General features: G+C 72.9%; 22 protein-coding genes. 7 read left to right on the top strand and 15 right to left on the bottom strand.

Annotated features, from left to right (window positions below):
• Positions 1-155: 155 nt before the first annotated feature.
• On the bottom strand, positions 156-1,211 hold the full coding sequence (locus LRS74_RS06945) for a lipoate--protein ligase family protein (protein WP_277740168.1): 1,056 nt from the start codon (positions 1,209-1,211) through the stop codon (positions 156-158).
• A gap of 75 nt (positions 1,212-1,286) precedes the next feature.
• Between LRS74_RS06945 and LRS74_RS06940 the strand changes: the two genes are divergently transcribed.
• The 3 genes from LRS74_RS06940 (at position 1,287) to LRS74_RS06930 (ending at position 4,640) form a co-directional block, all read left to right on the top strand.
• Positions 1,287-1,865, top strand: a complete 579-nt coding sequence (locus LRS74_RS06940) for a TetR/AcrR family transcriptional regulator (RefSeq protein WP_277740167.1) — start codon at positions 1,287-1,289, stop codon at positions 1,863-1,865.
• A gap of 465 nt (positions 1,866-2,330) precedes the next feature.
• Entirely contained in the window at positions 2,331-3,158 is an 828-nt protein-coding gene (locus tag LRS74_RS06935; RefSeq protein ID WP_277740166.1) for an inositol monophosphatase family protein, read from the top strand.
• 78 nt (positions 3,159-3,236) lie between these two features.
• Positions 3,237-4,640, top strand: a complete 1,404-nt coding sequence (locus tag LRS74_RS06930) for an NAD(P)/FAD-dependent oxidoreductase (protein ID WP_277744635.1) — start codon at positions 3,237-3,239, stop codon at positions 4,638-4,640.
• A gap of 139 nt (positions 4,641-4,779) precedes the next feature.
• Here the strand turns inward: LRS74_RS06930 and hemC are convergent, their stop codons facing one another.
• Positions 4,780-5,766: a hydroxymethylbilane synthase gene (gene hemC / locus LRS74_RS06925; protein ID WP_277740165.1), complete on the bottom strand. Its 987-nt coding sequence runs from the start codon at positions 5,764-5,766 to the stop codon at positions 4,780-4,782.
• Positions 5,767-6,705: 939 nt separating this feature from the next.
• Between hemC and LRS74_RS06920 the strand changes: the two genes are divergently transcribed.
• Both LRS74_RS06920 and LRS74_RS06915 read left to right on the top strand, forming a co-directional pair.
• Positions 6,706-8,178, top strand: coding sequence for a DNA-3-methyladenine glycosylase 2 (locus tag LRS74_RS06920; RefSeq protein WP_277740164.1), 1,473 nt, complete (start codon positions 6,706-6,708; stop codon positions 8,176-8,178).
• Positions 8,179-8,204: 26 nt separating this feature from the next.
• The gene (locus LRS74_RS06915; protein ID WP_277740163.1) at positions 8,205-8,705 is read left to right on the top strand and encodes a methylated-DNA--[protein]-cysteine S-methyltransferase; all 501 of its coding nucleotides are present in this window, start codon (positions 8,205-8,207) and stop codon (positions 8,703-8,705) included.
• Positions 8,706-9,098: 393 nt separating this feature from the next.
• Here the strand turns inward: LRS74_RS06915 and LRS74_RS06910 are convergent, their stop codons facing one another.
• A complete protein-coding gene (locus LRS74_RS06910) occupies positions 9,099-9,848 on the bottom strand; it encodes a Sir2 family NAD-dependent protein deacetylase (RefSeq protein WP_277740162.1) in 750 nt (249 codons plus the stop codon).
• Between the two features lie 256 nt (positions 9,849-10,104).
• Positions 10,105-11,196 (bottom strand): ADP-ribosylglycohydrolase family protein, encoded by a 1,092-nt coding sequence (locus LRS74_RS06905; RefSeq protein WP_277740161.1) that lies wholly within the window; start codon positions 11,194-11,196, stop codon positions 10,105-10,107.
• Positions 11,197-11,273: 77 nt separating this feature from the next.
• Here LRS74_RS06905 and LRS74_RS06900 point away from each other — a divergent pair, with 77 nt between their 5' ends.
• On the top strand, positions 11,274-12,419 hold the full coding sequence (locus LRS74_RS06900) for a glycerate kinase (protein ID WP_277740160.1): 1,146 nt from the start codon (positions 11,274-11,276) through the stop codon (positions 12,417-12,419).
• A 287-nt stretch (positions 12,420-12,706) separates the two neighbouring features.
• Here LRS74_RS06900 and pssA read toward each other — a convergent pair whose 3' ends face one another.
• From pssA to LRS74_RS06855, 9 genes are all read right to left on the bottom strand, one after another.
• Positions 12,707-13,576 carry a CDP-diacylglycerol--serine O-phosphatidyltransferase gene (gene pssA, locus LRS74_RS06895; RefSeq protein WP_144382213.1) on the bottom strand — a complete coding sequence of 290 codons (870 nt, stop codon included), beginning with the start codon at positions 13,574-13,576 and terminating at the stop codon, positions 12,707-12,709.
• Positions 13,563-14,225: a phosphatidylserine decarboxylase gene (locus LRS74_RS06890; RefSeq protein ID WP_277740159.1), complete on the bottom strand. Its 663-nt coding sequence runs from the start codon at positions 14,223-14,225 to the stop codon at positions 13,563-13,565. The genes pssA and LRS74_RS06890 overlap by 14 nt, the downstream gene beginning before the upstream one ends.
• A gap of 170 nt (positions 14,226-14,395) precedes the next feature.
• Positions 14,396-15,601 (bottom strand): acyl-CoA dehydrogenase family protein, encoded by a 1,206-nt coding sequence (locus tag LRS74_RS06885; protein ID WP_277740158.1) that lies wholly within the window; start codon positions 15,599-15,601, stop codon positions 14,396-14,398.
• A gap of 1 nt (position 15,602) precedes the next feature.
• On the bottom strand, positions 15,603-16,115 hold the full coding sequence (locus tag LRS74_RS06880) for a MaoC family dehydratase (RefSeq protein WP_144382216.1): 513 nt from the start codon (positions 16,113-16,115) through the stop codon (positions 15,603-15,605).
• Positions 16,116-16,118: 3 nt separating this feature from the next.
• A complete protein-coding gene (locus tag LRS74_RS06875; RefSeq protein ID WP_277740157.1) occupies positions 16,119-17,090 on the bottom strand; it encodes a CoA ester lyase in 972 nt (323 codons plus the stop codon).
• Positions 17,087-19,099, bottom strand: coding sequence for a protein meaA (locus LRS74_RS06870; RefSeq protein ID WP_277740156.1), 2,013 nt, complete (start codon positions 19,097-19,099; stop codon positions 17,087-17,089). The genes LRS74_RS06875 and LRS74_RS06870 overlap by 4 nt, the downstream gene beginning before the upstream one ends.
• Positions 19,100-19,108: 9 nt before the next feature.
• A complete protein-coding gene (gene ccrA, locus LRS74_RS06865; RefSeq protein WP_277740155.1) occupies positions 19,109-20,446 on the bottom strand; it encodes a crotonyl-CoA carboxylase/reductase in 1,338 nt (445 codons plus the stop codon).
• Positions 20,447-20,917: 471 nt separating this feature from the next.
• Positions 20,918-21,739: a TetR family transcriptional regulator gene (locus tag LRS74_RS06860; RefSeq protein WP_277740154.1), complete on the bottom strand. Its 822-nt coding sequence runs from the start codon at positions 21,737-21,739 to the stop codon at positions 20,918-20,920.
• A gap of 85 nt (positions 21,740-21,824) precedes the next feature.
• Positions 21,825-23,642 carry a 3-hydroxyacyl-CoA dehydrogenase family protein gene (locus LRS74_RS06855; protein WP_277740153.1) on the bottom strand — a complete coding sequence of 606 codons (1,818 nt, stop codon included), beginning with the start codon at positions 23,640-23,642 and terminating at the stop codon, positions 21,825-21,827.
• A gap of 391 nt (positions 23,643-24,033) precedes the next feature.
• Between LRS74_RS06855 and LRS74_RS06850 the strand changes: the two genes are divergently transcribed.
• Entirely contained in the window at positions 24,034-24,642 is a 609-nt protein-coding gene (locus tag LRS74_RS06850) for a HEAT repeat domain-containing protein (RefSeq protein ID WP_277740152.1), read from the top strand.
• A gap of 978 nt (positions 24,643-25,620) precedes the next feature.
• Here LRS74_RS06850 and LRS74_RS06845 read toward each other — a convergent pair.
• The gene (locus LRS74_RS06845) at positions 25,621-26,169 is read right to left on the bottom strand and encodes a GNAT family N-acetyltransferase (RefSeq protein WP_277740151.1); all 549 of its coding nucleotides are present in this window, start codon (positions 26,167-26,169) and stop codon (positions 25,621-25,623) included.
• An 11-nt stretch (positions 26,170-26,180) separates the two neighbouring features.
• The gene (locus tag LRS74_RS06840; RefSeq protein WP_277740150.1) at positions 26,181-26,597 is read right to left on the bottom strand and encodes a RidA family protein; all 417 of its coding nucleotides are present in this window, start codon (positions 26,595-26,597) and stop codon (positions 26,181-26,183) included.
• Positions 26,598-26,661: the final 64 nt, after the last annotated feature.

Genomic DNA, 26,661 nt, shown 5'->3' with positions numbered 1-26,661 from the left:
GGGAAACCCCTTCCGCTGACGGGAGAGAGCCCACGGGAGACTGCCGACAGAAGCGAGCTGGCGGGAGGGAGGCGCCCCCACTCCAGCACGCGCGAAGGCCTGGTCGCCGTGGGCCGGGCCTTCGCGTTCACCGCGTCGGGAGCAGTCCGGTCAGGTCACGGCACCCGCGCGGTCCACTCCGGCGAGCCGAACTTCTCGACGGCCAGTGTCTGGGCGCGGGCCAGTTCCTCGTCCGTCACCTTGCCGTCGGTGAGCCCGTACCGCTCGCGGAAGGAGGCGACCAGTCGCTCGATGACGGTGACGCGCGGCAGGCCGGTCTGCCGGCGGAGCGGGTCGACGCGCTTCTTGGCGCTCCCGGTGCCCTTGTCGGAGAGCTTCTCCCGGCCGATGCGCAGGACGTCCAGCATCTTGTCGGCGTCGATGTCGTAGGCCATCGTCACGTGGTGCAGCACGGCGTGGTCGTCGCTCACCACGCGCTTCTGGGCCGCTCCGGCGATCTTGCCGCTCTCGGTGGCGATGTCGTTGAGCGGCTGGTACCAGGCGGTGATGCCCATGTCGCCGAGGGCGCCGAGCACCCAGTCGTCGAGGTAGGCGTAGGAGTCGGCGAAGGAGAGGCCGGAGACCAGGGACTCGGGGACGTAGAGCGAGTACGTGATGGTGTTGCCGGGCTCCACGAACATGGCCCCGCCGCCGCTGACGCGGCGCACGACGGTCACCCCGTGCCGCTCGGCGCCGGCCGGGTCCACCTCGTTCCGCAGCGACTGGAAGCTACCGATGATCACTGCTGGACGGTCCCACTCCCAGACCCGCAGGGTCGGGGGCCGGCGGCCGGCGGCCACCTCGGCGGTGAGCACCTCGTCCAGCGCCATGTGCAGCTCCGGGGGCTGCGGGCCCTCGTGGACCAGCTGCCAGTCGTAGTCGTTCCAGTCCGTCGCGTGGGCCAGCGCCCGGCGCACCGCCACGCCCACCGCCTCGGCGGAGAAACCGAACATCACCGTGCCGGGCGGCAGCGCCGCCTCGATGCGCGCGGCCAGTGCCGGCGCCTCGGTGTCGGCCGGAGCGCCCTCCAGCGCCCGGTCGATGGCGAGCAGGGCGTCGTCGGGTTCCAGAAAGAAGTCCCCCGCCACCCGCACGTCGCGCAGCACGCCCTCCCGCACGTCCAGGTCGACGACCACGAGCTTCCCACCGGGAACCTTGTACTCACCATGCATGCCGCCCACCGTAGCCGGGGCACCCCGCCGATGTACTTGAATTCAAGGTCAAAAACCTCTGCTACGGTTGCGCCCATGGGGAGGCCGAAGCAGTTCGATCCGGATGTCGCCGTCGACCGCGCGATGGGGGTGTTCTGGCGCAAGGGGTACGCCGCGACCACGCCACAGGACCTCGTCGACGAGATCGGCATCGGCAAGGGCAGCCTTTACCACGCCTTCGGCAGCAAGCGCGGGCTCTTCGAACTGGCCCTGCGGCGCTACCGGGACAACCACGAGCTCGTCATGGCGGAGCTGCTGCACGGCAGGGAGCCGGTCAGGGTGCGGCTGCGGGCCGCGCTGGAGCGCCTGGTCCGGCGGGCGCTGGCCCCCTCGGACCAGCGTGGCTGCCTCGCCGTCAACACCGCCACGGAGCTGGCCGGTCGGGACGCGGAGGCCGCGGCGGTGGTGCGACAGATCTTCATCCGCACCGAAGACGTGTTCCGCGCCGTGATCGAGGAGGGGCAGCGCAGGGGCGAGATCGCCCCCGACCGTGACGCGAGCGCCCTCGCCGGCCTGCTGCTGCACACCGTGGTCGGCCTCCAGGTCGTGGCCAGGACCGGCGACGCGTCCCATGGGCTGCACGGCACCGTCGACGCGCTCATGGAGGCACTCTGACGGCGTGACCGCCGCTCCAGGGGGCGATCGACCCGCCCAACCGGCGCACCGACTCCTCACCGACGTCCCACCCGCGCGAGACGCGGCTCGGCGGCGCCACCGTGGAGGCCCGGGTCGGCGGGACCGGCGGGCCGCCGGTGCCGCGGCCACGACCTGACCGTCGGAAGCCCTGCCGCGCGGGGCCATGCCGTAGGCGGGGGCAGCGGGAGGCCGGCCGCCGACGCCGTACCCTGCCTAACCGCTCCGGAACGCCTAACCGCTCCGGAACGCGTAACCGCTCGGCAACGCGTAACCGCTGGCGCACGGCGCACGGCGTACCGCGGCCCCGCGCACCCGTCTCCCTCGTCGTCTCGGCAGGCCCTGCCACCGTCGCGGGGCGGATATCGACCGCTCCGTTCACCCGGGTGCAACCGCTTGTCCACCACCCGTGAACCGGTTGTCGGAGGGGCATGGTTCGATGGAGGCATGATCGATCAGTTTCTCGCCGGAGATCTGTCCGACGTCGAGGAGGCGGTCCGCAAGGCGGCCGCGGCCGAGATCCTGCCGCGCTTCCGGCAGCTCGCCGATGACGACATCGTCGAGAAGAACGGGCCACACGACCTCGTGACGGTGGCCGACCGGCTCGCCGAGGAGCACCTGACCGCGTCGCTCACCGCCCTCCTGCCCGGCTCCGTGGTGGTGGGCGAGGAGGCCGTGCACGCCGACCCGAGCGTGCTGGCCGCGCTCGGCGGCGACGCCCCGGTGTGGATCGTGGACCCGGTGGACGGCACCCGCCAGTTCGTGCACGGCGAGGACGGCTTCGCCACCCTCGTGGCCCTGGCGCACCGCGGCGAGGTGCTCGCCTCCTGGACCTACGCCCCCGCGCTGGACCTCATGGCCGTCGCCCTCCGAGGCCAGGGGGCCCGGCTGGGCGGCGAGCCGCTCCGCGCGGGCTCGCCGACCCCCGGCGAGGTCCTGACCGTGGCCATCTCGCACTACGACTTCACCACCGAGGCCGAGCAGCGCGCCCTGGCCGGGCTGAACACCGAAGGGGTCGCGCCGCGCCCCTGCGGCTCGGCCGGGCTGGAGTATCTGAACGTGGCCCGCGGCCGGCTCGACGCGATCGCCTTCTCCTGGGAGAACCCCTGGGACCACGCGGCCGGGCTGCTGCTGGTCGCCGAGGCGGGCGGCGCCAGCGCCACGGTCGCGGGGCAGCCCTTCCGGATCGCGGGCGGCAACGCGCTTCCGTTCACCGCGGCGCGGGACGCCGCGACCGTACGGCATATTCTGGGCCTGCTGGCCGTCGCCGGCTGATCGGCCGTCCGGCTGACCGGCTGTCGACTGACGGTCGGCGGACCGTTCCGCGACGGTGAGGAGGCCGACGTGGCATCGATGCTCGACGCGGTGGTGGTGGGCGCCGGACCCAACGGGCTGACCGCCGCCGTCGAACTCGCCCGGCGCGGCCTCGCCGTGGAGGTCTTCGAGGCCGCCGACACCATCGGCGGCGGGGCCCGGACCGAGGAGCTCACCCTCCCCGGCTTCCGGCACGACCCCTGCTCGGCGGTGCACCCGCTCGGCGTGGGCTCGCCCGTCTTCCGCAGCCTGCCGCTCGCCCGGCACGGCCTGGAGTGGGTCCACCCCGAGCTGCCCATGGCCCATCCGTTCCCCGACGGCACCGCCGCCGTGCTGGCCCACTCGGTGGGCGAGACGGCCAGCTCGCTCGGCCCGCGCGACGCGGGCGTCTACCGCCGGCTCGTCGCCCCCTACCGCGGCACCTGGGACACCCTCTCCGTCGATGTGCTGCGCACCCAGTGGGACGGCCTGCCGCGCTCCCCGATCACCTGGGCCCGCTTCGGGACGCAGGCCGCCCAGCCCGCGGCCCTGCTCGCCCGCCGGTTCCACGGTGCCAAGGCGCGCGGCATGCTGGCCGGGCTGGCCGCGCACGCCATCGCCCCGCTGGGCGGGCTGACCACCGGCGGCATCGCGCTGATCTTCGCGATCGCCGCGCACGAGGTCGGCTGGCCGGTGCCGCGCGGCGGCTCCCAGGCCATCCCCGACGCGCTCGCCGGCTATCTGCGCGAGCTGGGCGGCACCGTCCACACCGGGTTCGAGGTCAAGCGACTGGACGACCTCCCGCCCGCTCGCGCGTACGTCTTCGACACCTCGCCCACCGCCCTGGCCCGCATCGCCGGGCTCGGCAACGCCTATCGCGGCTATGAGTACGGCGCCGCCGTCTTCAAGGTCGACTACGCGCTGGACGGACCGGTGCCCTGGACCGCCGAGGCGGCCCGACGGGCGGGCACGGTGCACATCGGCCCCACCGCCGGCGAGATCGACGCCGCCCTGCGCGCCGCCGTGGACGGCCACGACCCGACCGTGCCGTTCCTGATCACCGCCCAGCCCAGCATCGTCGACACCACCCGCGCCCCGGAGGGCAAGCACACCTTCTGGGCCTACGGGCATGTGCCCAGCGGCTGGACCGGCGACGCCACCGAGGCGGTCGAGCGGCAGATCGAACGCTTCGCGCCGGGCTTCCGGGACCTGGTGCTGGCCCGCGCGGTCGCGGGCCCCGCGGAGCTGGCCGCGCGGAACGCGAACTACGTCGGCGGGGACATCGCCTGCGGCTCGTTCCGCGGGCTGCGCTCCGTGCTGCGCCCCAAGCTCGCCCGCGTCCCGTACGCGACCGCCCACCCAGCCGTCTTCCTGTGCTCCTCGGCCACCCCTCCGGGGCCGGGCGTCCACGGCATGTCGGGCCACCACGCCGCGCGGGCGGTCTGGCGTCGGCTGCGCGGCTGAACCCCGCCGCGGACGGCCCGGACGGCCTGGACGGTCGGACGTCCAGCGGGGGGCCGGAAGACCCCCGCGGAGGGGACCCCGCGGGGTCCGGCGGGAGCGGCCCAGGTCCGGGCCGCTCCCGCGAGCCAAGCCCGCCGGCTCAGTGCGGGATGCCGTCGATCAGCTCACGCGCGCCCTGGCGCAGCAGCGCCACCGCCACCGAGGTGCCGAGCGTCGCCGGGTCCAGCGGGCCGGCCCACTCATGGGCGTCCAACACCGTCTTGCCGTCCGGAGTGAACACCCGCGCGCGCAGTGACAGCCGGCCGTCGCGCTCGGCCCGGGCGTAGCCCGCGATCGGGGCGTTGCAGTGGCCCTGTAGGACGTGCAGCAGCATGCGTTCGGCCGTCATCTCCCGCCAGGCGTCCGCGTCGCCGAGCCCCGAGACGGCCTCGATGGTGGCGGTGTCGTCCTCGCGGCACTGGAGGGCCAGCACCCCGGCACCGATCGGCGGGCACATGGTCTCCACCGACAGCACCTCGGAGATCCGGTCCGCGCGGCCGATGCGCTCCAGGCCCGAGGCGGCGAGCAGCAGCGCGTCCGCCTCGCCCGCGTCCAGCTTCTCCAGCCGCCGGTTGGCGTTGCCGCGCATCGGCACGCACTCCAGATGCGGGTGGGAGATGGCCAGTTGGGCGGCGCGCCGGACCGAGGAGGTGCCGATCCGCGTCCCCGCGGGCAACTCGTCCAGCGTCAGCCCGCCGGGGTGCACCAGCGCGTCCCGGATGTCGTCGCGCCTGAGGTAGGCGGCGAAGACCGTCCCCGCGGGCAGCGGGCGGTCGGCGGGCACGTCCTTGACGCAGTGGACCGCCAGATCCGCCTCGCCGGCGAGCAGCGCGGCGTCCACCTCCTTGGTGAACGCCCCCTTTCCGCCGAGGGCCGCCAGATCGCCCATCCAGCGGTCGCCGGAGGTGGTCACGGGTACGACCTCGGTGCGGATCTCCGGCCGCAGGACCGCGAGTTCGGCGCGTACGCGCTCCACCTGGGCCAGGGCCATGGGAGAGGATCGGGTGACGATACGGATCGTGGCAACGGGCGCCTCGGCCTCACCGAGCGCGCCGCCGGCGGCGGAGCCGCCTGACGCTGAAGGCATGGCGTACACCATAGAGCCTCGCCCCTCTCTCCCCGACGCAGGCCGAGCCCGCGTCACCTTCCGGCCAGCCGGGCGCACTTCGGGTGACCGGTCTTCCGGCGTCGTGACGCGAGGCCGGGGAGGCGGGGGCACGGGGGCGCCGCGGGGCCGCGACCCGGGGGCGCCCGCGGGGGGGCGTGCCAGCGATGTCAAGGGAAGTGAAGGCAAGGTCACCCCGGGCGCCCCCGCGCGAGGCGTACCCGGGGCCTCGCGGACGGAACCGGCGTCCGCGCGTGGGGCGGACCTCGCGTCCGCGGAGGTCGGTACCCGCCGTGCCGGCCGCGACGGACCGCGCGCATGGGTGGGGGAGGGGACCTGGCGCCCACGCGGGACCGCCCACGCGATCCAGTCGAACGGATGTCGGCGTCCGCGGGAGAGGCCACACACCGCCTGGCCAACGGCCCTACGGATGGTGCTCTCCGAGGACCATCTGACCCCGGTCGCCGCCGGCCGCCCGGTGAGCGTCCCGGCAAGGCGCCGGGGTGACCCGGCGTCCCGGCGCGCGACGGCCCCGAGCCCGCGCGGGTGGCGACCCGCCGGTCCGGGGCCGGTGTCCACCGCCCGCGCTCGTCCGAGGCCCGCCGGACGGCACCTCCGTCGATGCGGGACGCGACCCAGAGCCCGCGCGGGGCGGCGCCGCCCGTGCGGGACCTTGCGGGAGCCCGCGCGGGGAACCGTCAGCGCCGGGTGGACCTTGCCCGAAGCCCGTACGGCGGCGGATCACGGGGGCGGGGGCAGTCATCACCAGGCGAGGGCAGCGGTGGTCATCACGCGGTGGGGCGGCGGCCGTTGTCCGCGCGGAGGAGCGTCCCGAGGTCCACGCGGGGCGTCGCGGAGGGGCTCGAGGGCCGTGTCGGATTTCCGCGAGCCCCGCGGGGTCCGGTGGCCGATGCTGGAGCCATGCACACAGACCACGACCGGTGCGTACGCGCCGTGCAGTCCCATGACGCCCGTTTCGACGGGTGGTTCTTCACCGCGGTGCTCACGACGCGGATCTACTGCCGCCCCAGTTGCCCGGTCGTGCCGCCGAAAGCGCGGAACATGACCTTCTACCCGAGCGCGGCGGCAGCCCAGCAGGCGGGGTTCCGGGCGTGCAAGCGGTGCCGGCCTGACGCCACGCCGGGATCGCCGCGGTGGAACGAGCGGGCCGACCTGGTGGCCCGCGCGATGCGGATGATCGCGGACGGGGTGGTGGATCGGGAGGGGGTGCCGGGGCTGGCGGCTCGGCTCGGGTACAGCACGCGACAGGTGGAACGCCAACTGCTGGCGGAGCTCGGTGCCGGCCCGCTGGCGCTCGCGCGGGCGCAGCGGGCGCAGACCGCGCGGCTGCTGATCGAGACCAGCGCGCTGCCGATGGCGGACATCACCTTCGCTGCGGGGTTCTCCAGCATCCGGTCCTTCAACGAGACGGTGCGGGAGGTGTTCGCGCTCAGCCCCACCGAACTGCGGCAGCGGGCCCGGCGCGGGCGCCCCGTGGCGGCGCCGGGGGAGCTGAACCTACGGCTGCCGTACCGGGCCCCGCTCTGTCCGGACAACCTCTTCGGGCACCTGGCGGCCACCGCGGTACCGGGCGTGGAGGAGTGGCGCGACGGCGCGTACCGGCGCACCCTGCGCCTGCCGTACGGCCACGGGGTGGTGGCGCTGCGCCCCGAGTCGGACCACATCGCCTGCCGGCTGTCCCTGACCGACCTGCGTGACCTGGCCGGGGCGATCAGTCGCTGCCGGCGGCTCCTGGACCTCGACGCCGACCCGGTTGCCGTCGACGACGCGCTCCGCGCGGACCCGCGACTCGCCCCGCTGGTCGACGAGGCACCGGGGCGGCGGGTGCCGGGGACGGTGGACGCGGAGGAGTTCGCCGTCCGGGCCGTGCTGGGCCAGCAGGTGTCCACGGCGGCCGCGCGCACCCTGGCCGGCCGGCTCGTGACCGCGCACGGCGCCCCCGTCGAGGATCCGGCCGGCGGACTCACCCATCTCTTCCCCACGGCCGAGGCGCTGGCCGGCCTGGACCCGGCCGCCCTGGCCATGCCCGCCACCCGACGGGCCACGCTCACGGGACTGGTCGGCGCGCTGGCCGCCGGCGAACTGACGCTCGGGGTCGGCAGCGACTGGGACGCGGCCCGGGAGCGGCTCGCCGCGCTGCCCGGCGTCGGCCCCTGGACCGTGGAGATGGTCGCCATGCGGGCGCTCGGCGACCCGGACGCCTTCGTCCCCACCGACCTCGGAGTGCGCGGCGCCGCCCGGGGGTTGGGACTGCCGGCCACCCCGGTCGCGCTCACCCGGCACTCGACCGCCTGGCGCCCCTGGCGCGCGTACGCGGTCCAGTACCTTTGGGCGACCGCCGATCATCCGATCAACCGCCTTCCCGCCAACTGACCTTCCACGGAACTCGAAAGGCGCTCATGACCCGCGTCCACACCGTCCACGAAAGCCCCTACGGACCGCTCACCCTGGTCGCCACGGACGGCGCGCTCTCCGGGCTCTACATGACCGACCACCGGCACCGGCCGCCCCTGGAGACCTTCGGCGAGCGCGACGAGACGCCGTTCGGCGAGACCATCCGGCAGCTGGAGCTCTACTTCAGCGGTGAGTTGACCGAGTTCGACCTGCCGTTACACCTGGCCGGCACGCCGTTCCAGCACCGCGTCTGGGCCGAACTCCAGCACATCCCGTACGGCGAGACCATCTCCTACGGCGAGTTGGCCGAGCGGCTCGGGCAGCCGACCGCCGCCCGCGCGGTGGGGCTCGCCAACGGCCGCAACCCGGTCAGCATCATCGTCCCCTGCCACCGTGTCGTCGGCGCCTCCGGCAGCCTCACCGGCTACGGCGGCGGCCTGGACCGCAAGCGCCGGCTGCTGGCGTTCGAGAGCGGGGACTCCGCGGCGGAGGGGCAACTCTTCTAACGCGCTCCGCCGGCCCACCCCGCGCGATCCCCTCTCACCTCGCGCGGCGGTCCGCCCGTCCCAGGAGGAGGGGACGGTGTGCCGGCCCAGCACGGCGTGCGCCGAGGGACCCGGGCCCAGCCGCGGGCCGAGGGACCCGGGCCCAGCCGCGGGCCGAAGGACCCGGGCCCAGCCGCGGGCCGAGGACGCCGGCCCAGGGCGCCTTTAGCCGGCCGCAGGAGCCACCGGAGAGCGGCCGAAGCACCCTCGAAGGCGCCCGCGACCACTCCTCGGGCGTCGGGGAGGGACAGGCCGGCAGTGGGCAGGGCGAACGCCGACGCGTCGTCGGCTCCGGCGGGATCCACCGCGACGCGGCGGGCACGGGCGAGGCGTAAGGCTGACCGGGGGCCGAGTTCAGGGGCCGGTCGCGCCGAGCGTGTCCAGCAGCGCGGGCAGCGCGCTTCCGATGGGCTCGCGGATCAGCTCGGCCGCCAGCGGGTCGTACGGCGTCGGCTCGGCGTTGACGATGATGAGCCGCGCGCCGTGCTCCACGGCCAGGCCGGCGAGCGCGGCGGCGGGGTTCACCTGAAGGCTGGTGCCGACCGCGATGAAGATCTCGCACGCCTTGGCGACGGCGATCGCCTCGCCCAGCACCACCGGGTCCAGGGCCTGGCCGAACATGACGGTCGCCGACTTCAGGATCCCGCCGCACTCCAGGCACGGCGGGTCGGGCTCGCCGGCCTCCACCCGCGCCAGCGCCTCGGTCATGTCCGAGCGCGCCCCGCAGCCCGTGCACTGCACCGCGCGGGCCGTGCCGTGCAGCTCCAGCACCTTGCGCGGCGGCATGCCCGCCATCTGGTGCAGTCCGTCCACGTTCTGCGTGAGCACCCGCACCGGCACCCCGGAGCGCTCCAGCCGCGTCACCGCCTCGTGCGCCCCGTTCGGCCTGGCGTGCCGCGCGGGCGAGTCCCGGCGCAGCAGCCAGGACCTGCGGCGGATCTCCGGGTCGGACATGTACGCGTCGTAGGTGACCAGCTTCTCGGCCTCCGGGTCGCGCCGCCACAGTCCCTGTGGCCCGCGGTAGTCCGGAATCCCGGAGTCCGTGGAGATGCCCGCCCCGCTCAGGATCGCCACCAGGGGACGCCGTGTCGGCTCGCTGCTCATGCCGCGAGCGTACGCAGCGCTCTGTGCCCTGGCGACCGGGTTTTCGCACTCCCGCGCGATGCGCGCCGCCCCTCCCGTCCGGCCCCGCCCCGTCCGGCCCCGCCGCCGCGCCCGGCCCGGCCCCGCGCGGACGTACCCATGTCTCGCGACGTCCGTCGCGCGCGTCCGACGTACGTCCGTAGTGCGCGTCTCGTGTCCCGCCGGCCGCGTCTCCTGTCGCGCGTCTCGACGCACGGTTCGCCCGCGCGGAGCGCGGTCATGCCTCCGCGCGGGCCGCGAGTGCGGTCGTGCGTCGCGCCAGATCGCTGATCGCGGCGTTGTCGAAGCCGAAGACCGCGCTCCGTACGCGGTCGTGGAGCGGCTCGGTCCACTGGGGCGGGATGGCGGCGGCCCCGCACAGCACACCCGCGACGGAGCCGGCCGTCGCGCCGTTGGAGTCGGTGTCCAGACCACCGCGCACGGTGAGCGCGAGGGTGGCGTTGAAGTCGCCCGCACCGTAGAGCAGGCCGGCGGTGAGCACGGCGGCGTTGGGGACGACGTGGATCCAGTGCAGCCGCCCGGTCTCCCGGTCCACCTCGGCCAGCGCCTCCGCCCAGCCCACCCCGGCCTCGTGCAGCGCCGCCGTGTGCCGCACCGCGCGGGCCAGCCGGCAGCCCGGCGGGATCACGCCCAGGGCCGTCTCCACCGCCTCGCGCGGGCCGTCGGCGGTGAACGCGGCGGCCACCAGCGCCGCGGCCCACATCGCCCCGTACACGCCGTTGCCGGTGTGCGACAGCACGGCGTCACGCCGCGCCAGGGCCGCCGCCCGGCGCGGGTCGCCGGGGGAGACCCAGCCGTGGACGTCCGCGCGGATCAGGGCGCCGATCCACTCCTGGTACGGGTTGTCGACGGTGGCGGTCAGCGGCGGGCGCAGGCCGTCGGCCAGGTTCCGGTACGCGGCGCGCTCGGCGGTGAAGGTCTGGAGGTACGGCAGCGACTCCAGCCACGCCGTGCCGACCTGCTCGGTGGTGAAGTCCGGACCGTACCGCTCCAGCAGCCGCAGACCCAGGATCGAGTAGTCGACGTCGTCGTCCCGGCAGCTGCCGTCGATGCGGCCGCGGGTGCATTCGGGCCACTCCGGGCGCAGCGCGAACTCGGCGCGCGGCACCACCTCGGCGCGAAGGACGGCGTCGGGAGCGGGGAGGTAGTCGGTCAGCGGCAGCGCACCGGTGGCCCGCAGATAGCGGTCGATGCGCTCGCGCGTCCAGTAGCTCCCGTCCTCCACCGGCTTGCCCAGCATGTTCCCGGCGATCCGGCCGAGCCAGCCGCCGAGGACGCGGTCCGCGAGTGCCTCCTGGGAAGCCTCCATGGAACAGGTGTACCCGCGGCGGCGGCCCGTATAGGGTCGCAGCGGCGCGACTCCTGGAATCGGCGAGGGGTGGCAAGGTGACGGACACGCGGGTACTGATCGCCGCGGACAAGTTCAAGGGCTCGCTGACGGCGGTCGAGGTCGCCGCGCGGGTGACGGCCGGGCTGCGCCGCGCGCTGCCCGGGGTGCGCGTCGAGGCGCTGCCGGTGGCCGACGGCGGCGACGGCACGGTCGACGCGGCCGTCGCGGCCGGGTTCGAGCGCCGGGAGACGGTGGTGACCGGGCCGCTGGGCACCCGGCTCACGGCCTCGTTCGCGATGCGCGGCAGGACCGCGGTGGTGGAGATGGCCGAGGCGTCCGGACTGCGCCGGCTGCCCCGTGGCGTCTTCGCGCCGCTCACCGCCACGACGTACGGCAGTGGCGAGCTGCTGCGCGCGGCCCTGGACGCGGGCGCGCGGACCATCGTCTTCGGTGTCGGCGGCAGCGCGACCACGGACGGCGGCGCGGGGATGCTGAGCGCGCTGGGGGCGCGGCTGCTGACCGCGGACGGCCGGCCGGTGGCCCCCGGTGGTGGCCCGCTGCGCGATCTGGCCACGGTCGACCTCTCCGGGCTCGACCCGCGACTGGCCGACACCGAGACCATCCTCGCCAGCGACGTCGACAATCCGCTGACCGGACCCAAGGGCGCCCCGGCGGTCTACGGGCCGCAGAAGGGCGCCACGGACGCGGACGTCGCCGCGCTGGACCTCGCCCTGGCCCACTACGCGCGGGTGCTGGAGCGGGCGGTCGGCCCCCGGGCCGCGGAGTACGCCCAAGCCCCCGGCGCGGGCGCGGCGGGCGGCATCGGGTACGGCGCCCTGGTCGGCCTCGGCGCGGTCTTCCGGCCCGGCATCGACGTCATGCTCGACGTCCTCGGCTTCGTGGACGCCCTGGACCGCGCCGATGTGGTGATCACCGGCGAGGGCTCGCTCGACGAGCAGACGCTGCACGGCAAGGCCCCGGTGGGGGTGGCCGCGGCCGCCCGCGCCCGCGGCGTCCCGGTGCTCGCGGTCTGCGGCCGGCTCACCCTCCCGGCCGAGGCCCTCGCCGCGGCCGGGATCTCCCGGGCGTACGCGCTGACCGACCTGGAGCCCGACCCGGCGCGCTGCATGGCCGAGGCGGGCCCCCTGCTCGAACGCCTCGCGGAGCGCTTGGCGGAGGGCTTGGCGGACGGCGTGGGCTGACGCCTGGCGGAGGGCTTGGCGGAGGCCGTGGGTTGATGCCTGGCGGAGCGCCTGGCGGATGCCCTGCGGCGCGCTGACGGACGGCGTGGGCTGGGGCCCCCGGAGCGCTTGGCGGACTGGGCTGAGCCCTCGCGGCGCGCTTGACGGACGCCGTCCGCCCCGCCCACCTCGTGTGCGGCCCCGCGCCGCCGCACGTGCGGCCCCGGCGCGGCCGCATGGCGAAGGGCCCGGGCGACCATGTCGCCCGGGCCCTTCGCCTCGGCTCTCGACCGCTTCGCGGTCCCGCGCTACGGCAGCTGCGCCGCCCGTGCCTCGCGGCGGTTGTCACGGAACGTGTTCACCCGGCGCGCCGTGGCGAACAGGGGGATGACCGCCCCCATCACCAGCTGCAGCGAGCACGCCGTCTGGAGCAGCAGCTCGCCGCCGGGGGCCTCGAAGGCCCAGGCCGCCAGGAGCCCCATGCTGGTGACGATCCAGCTGAGCATCGCGACCGCCAGCCATCCGCGCGGCTTGGGGTACTCGACCCGGCTGACCATCAGCCACGCCACACCCACGATGGCCAGCAGCGTCGGCACGAACGGCAGCCCCAGCAGCACCACCGACACGACGGTCAGTGCGCCGAAGGGGCTCGGCATGCCCTGGAACATGCCGTCCTTCATGGTCACGCAGGAGAATCTCGCTAGTCGTAGGACGACCGCGAGAAGCACCAGGATCGCCGCCACCGCCGAGACCCGCTGCTGGTACGCGCCGTCCGCGACCATGCCCCAGACCAGCACGAAGTAGGCCGGGGCCAGCCCGAAGCTGATCAGGTCGGAGAGGTTGTCCAGCTCCGCCCCCATCGCCGAGCTGCGCAGCTTCCGCGCCACCAGGCCGTCGAACAGGTCGAAGACCGAGGCGAGCAGCATGAGCATCACCGCGGTGGCCGCGCTGTGCCGGGCCATCCCGCCGTCCTCGTGGCCCGTGAGATGCGGGATGAGGACGCCGGTGGTGGTGAAGTACACCGCCATGAAGCCGCACGTGGCGTTACCGAGGGTCAGGGTGTCCGCTATCGACAGCCGCAGTGACAGCGGCATATCGCCGGTGTCCGGGTCCGTCTCCTCGTCGTCCTCGACCTCGGCGACCCACCCGGCCTGAGTGTCCGGATCAGTCACGGTCAAGACGAGTCACCCCCGCAACCGTGGGCTGACCGACCTCGACGGCGACCTCCACGCCCTCCGGAAGGTAGATGTCGACGCGCGAGCCGAAGCGGATCAGGCCGATGCGCTCGCCCTGCTCCACCTTGGTGCCCTGCGGGATGTACGGCACGATCCGCCGGGCCACGGCACCGGCGATCTGCACCATCTCGATGTCGCCGAGCTCGGTGTCGAAGTGCCAGACGACCCGCTCGTTGTTCTCGCTCTCCTTGTTGAAAGCCGGAACGAACCCGCCGGGGATGTGCTCGACGGAGGTCACCGTGCCCGCCAGCGGCGCGCGGTTGACGTGGACGTTCAGCGGGCTCATGAAGATCGCGACACGGGTGCGCCCGTCCTTCCACGGCATGATGCTCTGCACCACGCCGTCGGCCGGGGAGATGACCCGGCCCTGGGCGATCTCTCGCTCAGGGTCGCGGAAGAACCACAGCATGCCCGCCGCCAGAGCGGTGGCGGGCACGGCGACCGCCGCCCAGCGCCCGGAGCGCCGGGCCCGGGCGGCCGTGAGGCTGACCGCCGCGGTGGCGACGGTCGGGAGGAGCCACGGCGATGCTCCGCGCGCGAGGCGTACGCCGGCGAGGCTGTCGCGAGGTGCAGAGGTTTGGCTGTGGGGCATGGATGACCTTCGTAGCGGAGGATGCCGCGTAGCGAAAAAGGGGACGGCGGCTTTCCGGGGATGGTATCGGTTGCGGGCGGTAACTAGGCAAGCGCCAGGGCCAGTCGATGGCTGAAGTCCGGAGCGGGGTGTGATCTTGTTCTCTTAGATACCATCCCAAACCAGGACATCTATCCCTGTATGTGGTACTCCTCCAGCAGTCGCCGCCCGATGATCATCTTCTGGATCTCGGCGGTACCCTCGCCGATGAGAAGCATCGGTGCCTCGCGGTAAAGGCGCTCGATCTCGTATTCCTTGGAGAAGCCGTAGCCGCCGTGAATGCGGAAGGCGTCCTCCACGACCTCTTTGCAGTACTCGGAGGCCAGGTACTTGGCCATCCCCGCTTCGAGATCATTGCGCTGACCGGAGTCCTTTTTCCGGGCAGCGTTGACCATCATGGCATGAGCGGCCTCGACCTTGGTCGCCATTTCCGCCAGTTTGAACTGGATGGCCTGGTGCTGAGAGATCGGCTTGCCGAAGGTTGTCCGCTGTTGGGCATAGGAAACGCCCAGCTCAAAGGCGCGCTGGGCCACTCCGCAGCCTCGTGCGGCGACATTGACCCGGCCGACCTCGACGCCGTCCATCATCTGGTAGAAGCCACGGCCGGTGGCCCCGCCGAGCACGCGATCAGCCGGAACACGCAGCCCGTCCATGATCAGCTCGGTGGTGTCGACGCCCTTGTAGCCCATCTTCTCGATCTTGCCCGGAATGGTGAGTCCGGGCCTGACCTCGCCGAATCCCGGCTCCTTCTCGACGAGGAAGGTGGTCATCGACTTATGCGGCGGAGTGCCCTCCGGCTGCCCCTCGTCCGTTCGGCACAACACCGCCACCAGCGAGGAGGTGCCGCCATTGGTCAGCCACATCTTCTGGCCGGTGAGGAGGAAATCGTCCCCGTCCCGCTCACCCTTGGAGGTGATCGCCGACACGTCGGAGCCCAGGGCCGGCTCCGACATGGAGAAGGCGCCCCGGATCTCGCCCAGCGCCATCTTTGGCAGGAAATAGTCCTTCTGCTCCTGGGTGCCGTGCTGCTTGAGCATGTAGGCGACGATGAAGTGCGTGTTGATGATCCCCGACACGCTCATCCAGCCGCGGGCGATCTCCTCCACGCAGAGCGCGTATGTGAGAAGAGACTCACCCAGCCCGCCGTACTCCTCCGGGATCATCAGCCCGAAGACGCCGAGTTCCTTGAGGCCCTCAACGATCTGCGCCGGATACTCGTCGCGGTGCTCCAGCTCGGTGGCGACCGGAAGAATTTCCTTGTCGACAAAGTCACGGACCGTGCGCAGGATCTCCTGCTGGATCTCCGTCAGCCCGTCGGTCTGCGCGAGACGCCCCATCTCACTTCTCCCCTTCCGGGAACTCCGGGCGGCCGGGCTGCTCGCCGCCGCGCTCCTTGATGTACGTGGCGGTGGGGACCATCACCTTGCGGCGGAAGACGCACACGAGGGTGGAGTCCTGCTTGTAGCCCTTGGTCTCCACGTAGACGATCCCGCGGTCGTCCTTGGACTTCGACGGCCACTTGTCCAGCACCGTCGTCTCGCCGTAGATGGTGTCGCCGTGGAAGGTCGGTGCGACGTGCTTCAGCGACTCGATCTCCAGGTTGGCGATGGCCTTGCCGGACACGTCCGGCACCGACATCCCCAGCAGCAGGGAGTAGATGTAGTTGCCCACCACCACGTTCCTGCCGAAATCGGTGGTCTTCTCCGCGTAGTTCGCGTCCATGTGGAGCGGGTGGTGGTTCATGGTGAGCAGACAGAAGAGGTGGTCGTCGTACTCGGTGACGGTCTTCCCCGGCCAGTGCCGGTAGACCGCGCCGACCTCGAACTCCTCGTAGGTGCGTCCGAACTGCATCGCTTACGCCTCCGGGGCCTCGAACGTGCTGGTACGGGTCATCCCGGCGGCGCGGCCCTTGCCCGCGATCACCAGTGCCATCTTGCGGCTGGCCTCGTCGATCATCTCGTCGCCGAGCATCGCCGAGCCCTTCTTGCCGCCCGCCTCGGAGGTGCACCACTCGTACGCGTCGAGGATCAGCTCCGCGTGGTCGTAGTCCTCCTGCGAGGGCGAGAAGACCTCGTTGGCGGCCTCCACCTGACCCGGGTGCAGCACCCACTTGCCGTCGAAGCCCAGCGCCGCCGCGCGGCCCGCGACCTCGCGGAAGCCGTCGACGTTCTTGATCTGGAGGTACGGGCCGTCGATCGCCTGGAGGTCGTTGGCGCGGGCCGCCATCAGGATCTTCATCAGGATGTAGTGGTAGGCGTCCGCCGGGTAACCGGGCGGCTGCTCGCCGACGACCAGCGACTTCATGTTGATGGAGGCCATGAAGTCGGCGGGGCCGAAGATGATCGTCTCGATGCGCGGCGAGGCCTGGGCGATCGCGTTGACGTTGTTCAGGCCCTGCGCGTTCTCGATCTGCGCCTCGATGCCGATCCGGCCGACCTCGAAGCCCATCGTCTTCTCGATCTGCGTCAGCAGCAGGTCGAGGGCGACGACCTGCTCGGCGTTCTGGACCTTCGGCAGCATGATGCAGTCGAGGTTGGGGCCCGCGCCCTCGACGACCGTCACGACGTCCCGGTACGTCCAGTGGGTCGTCCAGTCGTTGACCCGCACGACCCGAGTCTTGCCGGTCCAGTCGCCCTCGTTGAGGAACTTGACGATGGTGTGCCGCGCCTCGGGCTTGGCGAGCGGCGCGCACGCGTCCTCCAGGTCGAGGAAGACCTGGTCGGCCGGCAGCCCCTGCGCCTTCTCCAGGAAGCGCGGGTTCGAACCGGGGACCGCGAGGCAGGAGCGACGCGGGCGCAGCCGGTTCACGGGGGACGGCGTGGTCATGCGGGGACCTCCAACGGGTCGAGCTGGTTCGCTTTCCGGATCTCGTCGACGATACGGCCGATGATCTCCGTGATGCCGAAGTCCTTCGGCGTGAAGACGGCCGCGACACCGGCCGCGCGGAGCGCCTGCGCGTCCGCGGAGGGGATGATGCCGCCGACGATCACCGGCAGCTCCACCGCGCCGGCCTCGCGCAGCCGCCGCAGGACGTCGGGCACCAGCTCGGCGTGCGAGCCGGAGAGGATGGACAGCCCCACACAGTGGACGTCCTCGGCGACGGCGGCCGAGACGATCTGCTCCGGGGTGAGCCGGATCCCCTGGTAGACCACCTCGAAGCCGGCGTCGCGGGCGCGTACGGCGATCTGCTCGGCGCCGTTGCTGTGCCCGTCCAGGCCGGGCTTGCCGACCAGCAGCCGCAGCTTGCCGCTGCCGAGCTCGGCGGCGGTCTTGGCCACCTTGTCGCGGACCTCGGCCAGCAGACTGCCCGCCTCGGCGGCGACCGCCACCGGGGCGCTGCTGACCCCCGTGGGGGCCCGGAACTCGCCGAAGACGTCCCGCAGCGCCCAGGACCACTCGCCCGTCGTCACGCCCGCGCGGGCGCACTCCAGGGTGGCGGCGAAGAGGTTGGCGTCGCCGGCCGCGGCCGCCTTGAGGGCGGACAGCGACTCCTGCGCGCGGACCTCGTCGCGGTTGTCGCGCCAGGTGTGCAGGGAGGCGACGACCCGGGCCTCGTTCGCCGGGTCGACCGTCATGATGGCGGTGTCCAGGTCGGCGGTGAGCGGGTTGGGCTCCGTCGACTCGAAGCAGTTGACGCCGACGATCTTCTCCTCGCCGGCCTCGATCCGGGCTCGCCGCTCGGCGTGCGAGGAGACCAGCTGGGCCTTGAGGTAGCCGGACTCCACGGCCGCCATCGCGCCGCCCATCTCCTGGATCCGGTCGATCTCGGCCAGGCACTCGGCGACCAGCGCCTCCACCTTGGCCTCGATCACATGCGAGCCCGCGAAGATGTCCTCGTACTCCAGCAGGTCGCTCTCGTGCGCCAGGACCTGCTGGATGCGCAGCGACCACTGCTGGTCCCAGGGCCGGGGGAGGCCCAGCGCCTCGTTCCAGGCGGGGAGCTGCACGGCGCGCGCCCGGGCGTCCTTGGAGAGGGTGACGGCCAGCATCTCCAGGACGATCCGCTGGACGTTGTTCTCCGGCTGGGCCTCGGTCAGGCCGAGCGAGTTGACCTGGACGCCGTAGCGGAAGCGACGCTGCTTGGGGTTGTCGATCCCGTACCGCTCCCGGGTGATCTGGTCCCAGATGCGGCCGAAGGCGCGCATCTTGCACATCTCCTCGATGAACCGGACCCCGGCGTTGACGAAGAACGAGATGCGACCGACGACATCGCCCTTTCGCTCCTCGGGGATCTGCCCGGAGGCGAAGACCGCGTCCAGCACGGCGATCGCCGTGGACATCGCGTAGGCGATCTCCTGTACCGGGGTGGCCCCCGCCTCCTGCAGGTGGTAGCTGCAGATGTTGATCGGGTTCCACTTCGGGATGTGGTTCACCGTGTGGGTGATCATGTCGGTGGTCAGCCGCAGCGAGGGCCCCGGCGGGAAGACATGCGTGCCCCGCGACAGGTACTCCTTGACGATGTCGTTCTGGGTGGTGCCCTGCAGCTTGCCGATGTCGGCGCCCTGCTCCTCGGCGACCACCTGATAGAGCGCCAGCAGCCACATGGCGGTGGCGTTGATCGTCATCGAGGTGTTCATCTGCTCCAGCGGGATGTCCTGGAACAGCCGTCGCATGTCACCGAGGTGGGAGACCGGCACCCCGACCCGGCCCACCTCGCCGCGGGCGAGGATGTGGTCGGGGTCGTAGCCGGTCTGCGTCGGCAGGTCGAACGCGACCGACAGACCGGTCTGGCCCTTGGCGAGGTTGCGCCGGTACAGCTCGTTGGACGCCTCGGCGGTGGAGTGCCCGGCGTAGGTCCGCATCAGCCACGGACGGTCTTTACGGCGTTCTGTCATGCGTGCGTCTCACACATTCCGGAAGCGGTTGATGGCGTCGATGTGCTGGTCGCGCAGTTCCTGGTCGGTCACGCCCATGCCCTCCTCGGGGGCCAGGCACAGCACGCCGACCTTCCCCTGGTGCAGGTTGCGGTGGACGTCGTAGGCGGCCTGGCCGGTGTCCTCCAGGGAGTACGTCTTGGAGAGGGTGGGGTGGATCTTGCCCTTGGCGATCAGCCGGTTGGCCTCCCACGCCTCGCGGTAGTTGGCGAAGTGCGAGCCGACGATGCGCTTGAGCGACATCCACAGGTAGCGGTTGTCGTACTCGTGGTTGTAGCCGGAGGTGGAGGCGCAGGTGACGATGGTGCCGCCCTTGCGGGTGACGTAGACCGAGGCGCCGAAGGTCTCCCGGCCGGGGTGCTCGAAGACGATGTCCACGTCCTCGCCGTCGGTCAGCTCGCGGATGCGCTTGCCGAAGCGCTTCCACTCCTTGGGGTCCTGGGTGTGCTCGTCCTTCCAGAACCTGTACCCCTCGGCGCTGCGGTCGATGATCGCCTCGGCCCCCATGGCCCGGCAGATCGCCGCCTTCTGCTCGCTGGAGACCACGCAGATCGGGTTGGCGCCGCCGGCGAGCGCGAACTGGGTGGCGTAGGAGCCGAGTCCGCCGCTGGCGCCCCAGATGAGCACGTTGTCGCCCTGCTTCATCCCGGCGCCGTTGCGGGAGACCAGCTGCCGGTAGGCCGTGGAGTTGACCAGGCCCGGAGCGGCCGCCTCCTCCCAGCTCAGGTGCTTGGGCTTGGGCATCAGCTGGTTGGACTTGACCAGCGCGATCTCGGCGAGGCCGCCGAAGTTGGTCTCGAAGCCCCAGATCCGCTGTTCGGGGTCGAGCATGGTGTCGTTGTGGCCGTCGGCGCTCTCCAGCTCCACCGACAGGCAGTGCGCCACGACGGCGTCGCCCGGCTTCCAGGCGTTGACGCCCGGGCCGGTGCGCAGCACCACGCCCGCCAGGTCGGAGCCGATGACGTGGTACGGGAGGTCATGCCGCTTGGTCAGCGGGGAGAGCCGGCCGTACCGCTCCAGGAAGCCGAAGGTGGACAGCGGCTCGAAGATCGAGGTCCAGACGGAGTTGTAGTTGACCGAGCTGGCCATCACGGCGACGAGGGCCTCGCCGGGGCCGAGTTCGGGCACCGGGACCTGGTCCAGGTGAAGGGACTTGCGCGGATCCTTCTCCCGGGTGCTGAGGCCGTCGAACATCTCGGTCTCGTCCTTGTGCACGGTGACCGCGCGGTAGGACTCCGGCAGGGGGATCGCCGCCAGGTCCGCTGGCGTGCTGTCGGGCGCGAGGATCGCGTCCAGGATCTCGTTCATGGTGGCCTCCGGCGAAGCGTCTGAGAACGCTTGAGGGAACGCTGGGGTCGATCTGACGGGCTGTGGGTGGAGCCGGTGGTGCCGTCGGTTCGGCGGAGGTGGTGCTCGGCGGTGCGCGGGTGGCGCTGGGGTCCCGGACGGTGCCGGGGGGTGCCTGTGACGCAGGCGTCCGGGCGCGCAAGGTGCTTGCGGGGACAGCCGACGCGCGACGCGCTTTCTCAACGCGCCGGCCGCCCGGACTCTCTCAAGTTATGGCACCGCGTGCCACTGGGCAAGACACTGGGTGCCAACAATTTCTCTCAATTGTCATTCCGGCTGCACGCATGAGCAAGACGGCCGCCCCTAGGAGGGGCGGCCGTCGCGGAGGGTGTGTGATGGTGTGCGAAGGGTTGTGGTCGGTGCCGGGGCGGAAGCGCGCGGGAAGGGGCGCGAACGTGCGGAAAGGCGCGGGGAGCGGCGGCCGCGGGGCCGTCAGGCGCGCTTCTTCAGGGCCTGCTCGATGGTGCGCATGACCTCGTTCAGCGGGGCGTCGGTGCGCGCCACCATCACCACCACCTCGTCCGCGGCTTCCACCGTCGCGGCGGCGGCCGGCCCGCGGCCGGACAGCGACCGGCCCGCCACGATGCCGGTGCCGAAGGTCTCCCGGACGATGGCGAACGCGTGGTCCAGCTGCGTCTCCACGTCGCCCTGGCCGCCCGCCCGCAGCCAGCGTCGCAGCACGTGGTTGTGCGCGGTCACCACCGCGGACGCGGCGACCTCGGCCAGCAGTGGGTCGTCGTCCCCGACGTGGTGCGCGCCCTCGTCGAAATGACCCAGCAGATAGCGGGTGAACAGCCGCTCGTAGCGGGCCACCGAGGCGATCTCGGCCTCCCGCAGGGCCGGAACCTCGCGGGTCAGCCGGTAGCGCTCCACCGACGCGGCCGGGGAGGCCGCGTACATCTTCATGACCTCCTTGATGCCCCGGCAGACCGTGTCCAGCGGGTGCTCGTGCGGCGGGGCGGCCTCCAGGACCGCCTCCGCGCGCACCAGCGTGTCGTCGTGGTCGGGGAAGATCGCCTCTTCCTTGGAGCGGAAGTGCCGGAAGAACGTGCGGCGGGCGACCCCGGCCGCGGCGGCGATCTCGTCGACCGTCGTGGCCTCGTAGCCCTTCGTCGCGAACAACTCCATGGCAGCGGCGGCCAGTTTGCGGCGCATGGTCAGGCGCTGCGCGGCCGCACGGCGCGAGCCGGCGCTGTCGCCGCCGTCGGCGGCGGTCGTACGGTTCGGACGAGCGGACTTCACGGGCTGGGACATGTGGGGAACGTAACACGCTGCGGAGTGCGTGCGCGGGGGCGGACCGCCGCCGGGCTCCAGCAGCCCGCCCCAGCCGGGGACGTACTCAGGCCCTCGCATACTCGCGGAAGCCGCGCCCGGTCTTGCGCCCCAGGCAGCCCGCCGCCACCAGGTGCTCCAGCAGCGGCGCGGGCGCCAGGCCCGGATCGCGGAACGCGCGGTGCAGCACCTTCTCGATCGCCAGCGACACGTCCAGGCCGACGACGTCGAGCAGCTCGAAGGGGCCCATCGGATAGCCGCCGCCGAGCTTCATCGCCGCGTCGATGTCATCCGGCGAGGCGTAGTGCTCCTGCACCATCTTCACGGCGTTGTTCAGGTAGGGGAACAGCAGCGCGTTGACGATGAAGCCGGCCCGGTCGCCGCAGTCCACCGGGTGCTTGCGCACCTGCCGGCAGACGGCGCGGACGGTCGCGTGCGCCTCCTCCGAGGTCAGCACGGTGCGGACCACCTCGACCAGCTTCATCGCCGGCGCCGGGTTGAAGAAGTGCATCCCGATCACGTCCCGCGGCCGCGAGGTGGCGCGGGCGCAGGCGATGACGGGCAGCGAGGAGGTGGTGGTGGCCAGCACCGCGCCCGGCTTGCACACCTTGTCCAGGGTGGCGAAGAGCTGCTGCTTGACGGCCAGGTCCTCGGCGACCGCCTCCACCGCCAGGTCCACCTCGGCGAAGGCGTCCAGCGCGCCGGCCGGGGTGACGCGCTCCAGCGCCTCCCGTGCGGCCTCCTCGGTCAGCCGGCCCTTCTCCACCGAGCGTCGCAGCGAGCGGTCGATCCGGCCCTTCGCCTTCTCCGCCTTGTCCAGGCCGCGGGCGGCCAGCACCACCTCGTACCCCGCCTTGGCGAAGACCTCGGCGATGCCGCTGGCCATGGTGCCCGAGCCGGCCACGCCGACCCGACGCACGGTGCGACCGGCCGCCGTCTCGTGCGCGTCGCCCGGAGTCAGGTCGTCCGGCACCACCTCCCCGCTGCCCGGCGCCGCGTAGCTGTAGAAGCCGCGGCCCGACTTGCGGCCGTTCAGCCCGGCCTCGCTGAGCTGGCCGAGGATCGGGGCGGGAGCGTGCAGCCGGTCGCGGGATGCGGCGTACATGGCCTCCAGGACGGTGCGCGCGGTGTCGATGCCGATCAGGTCGAGCAGCGCCAGCGGGCCCATCGGCAGCCCGCAGCCCAGCTTCATGGCGGCGTCGATGTCCTCGCGCGTGGCGTACTTCGCCTCGTACATCGCGGCGGCCTGGTTCAGATAGCCGAACAGCAGCCCGTCGGCGACGAAGCCCGGCCGGTCGCCCACGGCCACCGGCTCCTTGCCCAGGTCGCGGGCGAGGTCGGTGACCGCCGCCACCGCCGCCGGGGCGGTCAGCACGGAGGACACCACCTCGACCAGCTTCATGGCGGGGGCGGGGTTGAAGAAGTGCAGGCCCAGGACGCGCTCGGGGCGGGCGGAGTCCGCGGCCAGCCGGGTCACCGACAACGCGTTGGTGCCGGTGGCCAGGATCGTCTCCGGGCGCACGACGGCGTCCAGCGCGGTGAAGACCTCGTGCTTGGTCTCGTAGTGCTCCGGCACCACCTCGATGACGAGGTCGGCGCCGGCGGCGTCGGCCAGCTCGGTGGAGGTGCGGAACCGGCCGAGGACCGCGGTCCGCTCCTCCTCGGTGAGCTTCTCGCGGCGCACCGCGCGGGCGGTGGCGGACTCCAGGGCGGCGACGGCGGTACGGGCGGCGGCCTCGCTGATGTCGATGCCGATGACCTCGCGACCGGCGCGGGTCAGCACCTCGGCGATGCCGGTGCCCATGGTGCCGAGGCCGATCACGGCCACGGTGCGCAGGCTGAGGGACGGCGCGGGGGAGGGTTCAGGTGTGGACGTTCGGCCCATCGAGGGTCTCCTGAGGGTGTTCCCCGGTCTCGGGGAGAGGTGACGACTGAGGGATCCGGATCCGCCGTAACCTGGAAAACGCTCCGGGCCGCGGCGGAAGGGGAGTTACGCGCTCCTGGACGGGCACCACTGCTCGTAGAAAGTCGTAAGAACTCGGTGAAACCCGCGAAGAACGCTGCGGCAGGCCCTGTCCCGGGGCCGTGCCGTACAGATACTCGAGTGCCGAACCGACGTCACTCTTGGCGGCTGCGTCACCAGGCCGCCCGAGCTTGAGTGCTGCTCGTGGCCGGCAGCTTAACTCGCGGGTAACCGTTACGCCAGAGGTGGTTACGACGCTCGCGCTGTGGCGTGGACCACGCGTACACGCGGGCAGTGGGGAGGGAATCGGGTCATGGAAGACGACTTCCGAGCGCTGGTCGACCGGGTGCGGGCTTCACTCACGTCCCCGGCGGAGGTGGCCGCGTACCGCGCGCTGCTGGCGCTCGTCCGCGAGCGCACGCCCGCCGCACGCGAGGAGCTCGCCCGTGTCCTGGTCGCCCCGGAACAGCCCCTGTGGGCGCGCGAGACCGCCGCGTACGCGCTCGGCACCATCGGCGACCGACGCGCCTTCGAAACGCTCATCCTCATGCTCAACTACCGCGACCCGGTGCGCTGCGCCACCGCCGCGCGGGCGCTGGCCCGGCTCGGCGACCCGCGCACCGCCCGCGCGGCCGCGGCGCTGGCCACCAACCCGGTCCGCGTTCACTACGCGTTGCACCCCATCCGGCTGCTGGTGGAGCTGCGCGCCCCCGAGTCCGTGCCGGCGCTCGCCGAGACGCTGGAGCGGCTACTGGCCGCGCGGGAGCACCACTGGTCGATAGCCCGCGCGTGCGTGGAGGGGCTCGGCGCCCTCGGCGACCCACGCGCGATACCGGTGCTGACCAAGGCCAGCGCCTACCCGCAGCTGACCGCGGCCGCCGCCGCGGCGATCGCCCGCGCGGAGACGGCGCCACGCAGCTGAGCGACGCGAGCGGGCGGTCCCGACTCGGGCACGGGTCGCGGGCGGCGGTGCGGGGTGCCGGCCGCGGGCCGGTCACGGCCGCGCTGCCGGTCCTGCCCCGGCCCGGGCGCGCTCTCCCGCGCTGGGCGGTGTGCGGCTTGGTCCGGTGTGGTGGGCGGCTACGCGCCGCTGGGCGGCATTCGGCCCGCCCGGGTGCGGCTCTCGTCTCGCGCCTTCGGCGCAGAACGGCGGCAGCGGGCGAGGAGGGGAGAGGCCCGGCGCCATCGCCGTCTGCCGCCCGGTGGCCGGTGACGGCAACCGACGCCGACGGTCGAGCGTCTGTGGTCGGTAACCGTGACCGAAGCCCACGGCCGCCGTCTGCGGTCCGGTGTACGTGAGAGACGAAAGTACCTTCTCAGAATCGTTTGACGGGGTACTTGCTCGGGGGCAAGCAATCCTGAGAGGGGTGTCTGGATTCGGCGGGAACGGGAGACTGCCGTTCCGCCCTGGCCATTAGCGATCGAGTAGCGGCCAGCGGCCCGCAGACGGCGACGGCGCCCTGGCCTCCCCTCCCCGCCCGTTGCTGACGCTTTGCGCCGAAGGCGCGAGACGAAAGCCGCGCCCGGCTGAGACGAATGCCGCCCAACGCGGCCGATCCGCGCGACAGCGCGCCCCGGCCGGTAGGCCGTCCCGGGCGCCGACGTACGGCGGATCAGCCGCGCCCTGAGAGGGGTGTCTGGATTCGACGCCAACGGGAGACTGCCGTTCCGTCCCGGCCACCAGCCGTCGAGCAGCGGCCAGCGCCCAGCGGCCAGCGCCCAGCGGCCCGCGGACGGCGACGGCGCCTTGGCCTCCCCTCCCCGCCCACCGCTGCCGCTTTGCGCCGAAGGCGCGAGACGAAAGCCGCACCCGGCCGAGCCGAATGCCGCCCAACGCGGCCGGTCCGCGCGACAGCGCGCCCCGGCCGGTAGCCCGCCCCAGGCGCCGACGTACGGCGGATCAGCCGCGCCCAGCCCGGGAGCCGTCCGGTGGAGGCGAGAGCCGCAGGGCGTACCGCACCTCCGGCACGTCGACGCCCGCCACCTCGTCCGACTGCTCCCGGCCGTCCGGCGCGAACCCCGCCCGCTCGTAGAACCGTCGTGCGCGGGCGTTCTCCCTCAGCACCCACAGCAGCATCCGGGGGAAACCGCGCTCGCGGGCCCGGGCCAGCGACTCGGTCAGCAGGGCGCGCCCGACACCGGTGCCGATCAGCTCGGGGCGGACGTAGAGGGCGTAGAGCTCGGCGTCGCCGGCGGGCACATCCGGGTCGCGGGAGGGGCCGAGGCAGGCCCAGCCCACCGGCTCTCCCCGCGCCGACTCGGCGATCAGGTTCACCATGACGCCCAGGCCCCGGGAGAAGTACTCCCGCTGCCGCTCGGCGTCCTCCGCCACGCTCAGCCCGTCCAGATACGCCTGGGGCATCAGACCGGAGTACGCCGCCTGCCAGCCGCGCACGCGTAGCCCGGCCACCGCGGTGACGTCGTCCTCCACCATCTCGCGTACGCGCATCGGATGACCGGCTATCGGCGCGGGGGCTCCGAGGAGCCCACGACGGCGAGCGCCTCGACCTCCAGCAGCAGGTCCGGCCGGAACAGCGCGGCGACCTGGACCGCGGAGCTGGCCGGTGGCCGCGCGGTGTCGACGAAGGCGTCCCGGGCCTCCCGTATCGCGGGCAGGTGGGCCACGTCCGTGACGAAGTACGTCAGCTTCGCCACGTCCGCGAAGGTCGCGCCCGCTCCGGCCAGACAACGGCGGAGGTTCTCGAAGACCTGGCGGGCCTGGGCCGCGGGGTCGTCGGGGCCCACCAGCTCGCCGTGCTCGTCCAGCGCGACCTGTCCGGAGACGGCGATGAGGCGGCCGCTGCCCCACACGACGTGGCTGTAGCCGTTGCCCGGCGCGACGCCCTCCGGGGCGGCGAGGTGGCTGAGGTGCGGCATGCGGACTCCCTTGCGTGCTCGGGGGCGTCCCCCGGATCCTCGGGGCCCGCTCCTGGTCATGACG

Origin of the sequence: Streptomyces sp. LX-29 (genome assembly GCF_029541745.1) — a bacterium.
Taxonomy (GTDB): domain Bacteria; phylum Actinomycetota; class Actinomycetes; order Streptomycetales; family Streptomycetaceae; genus Streptomyces.
This window is presented reverse-complemented; position numbering and strand designations above follow the sequence as displayed.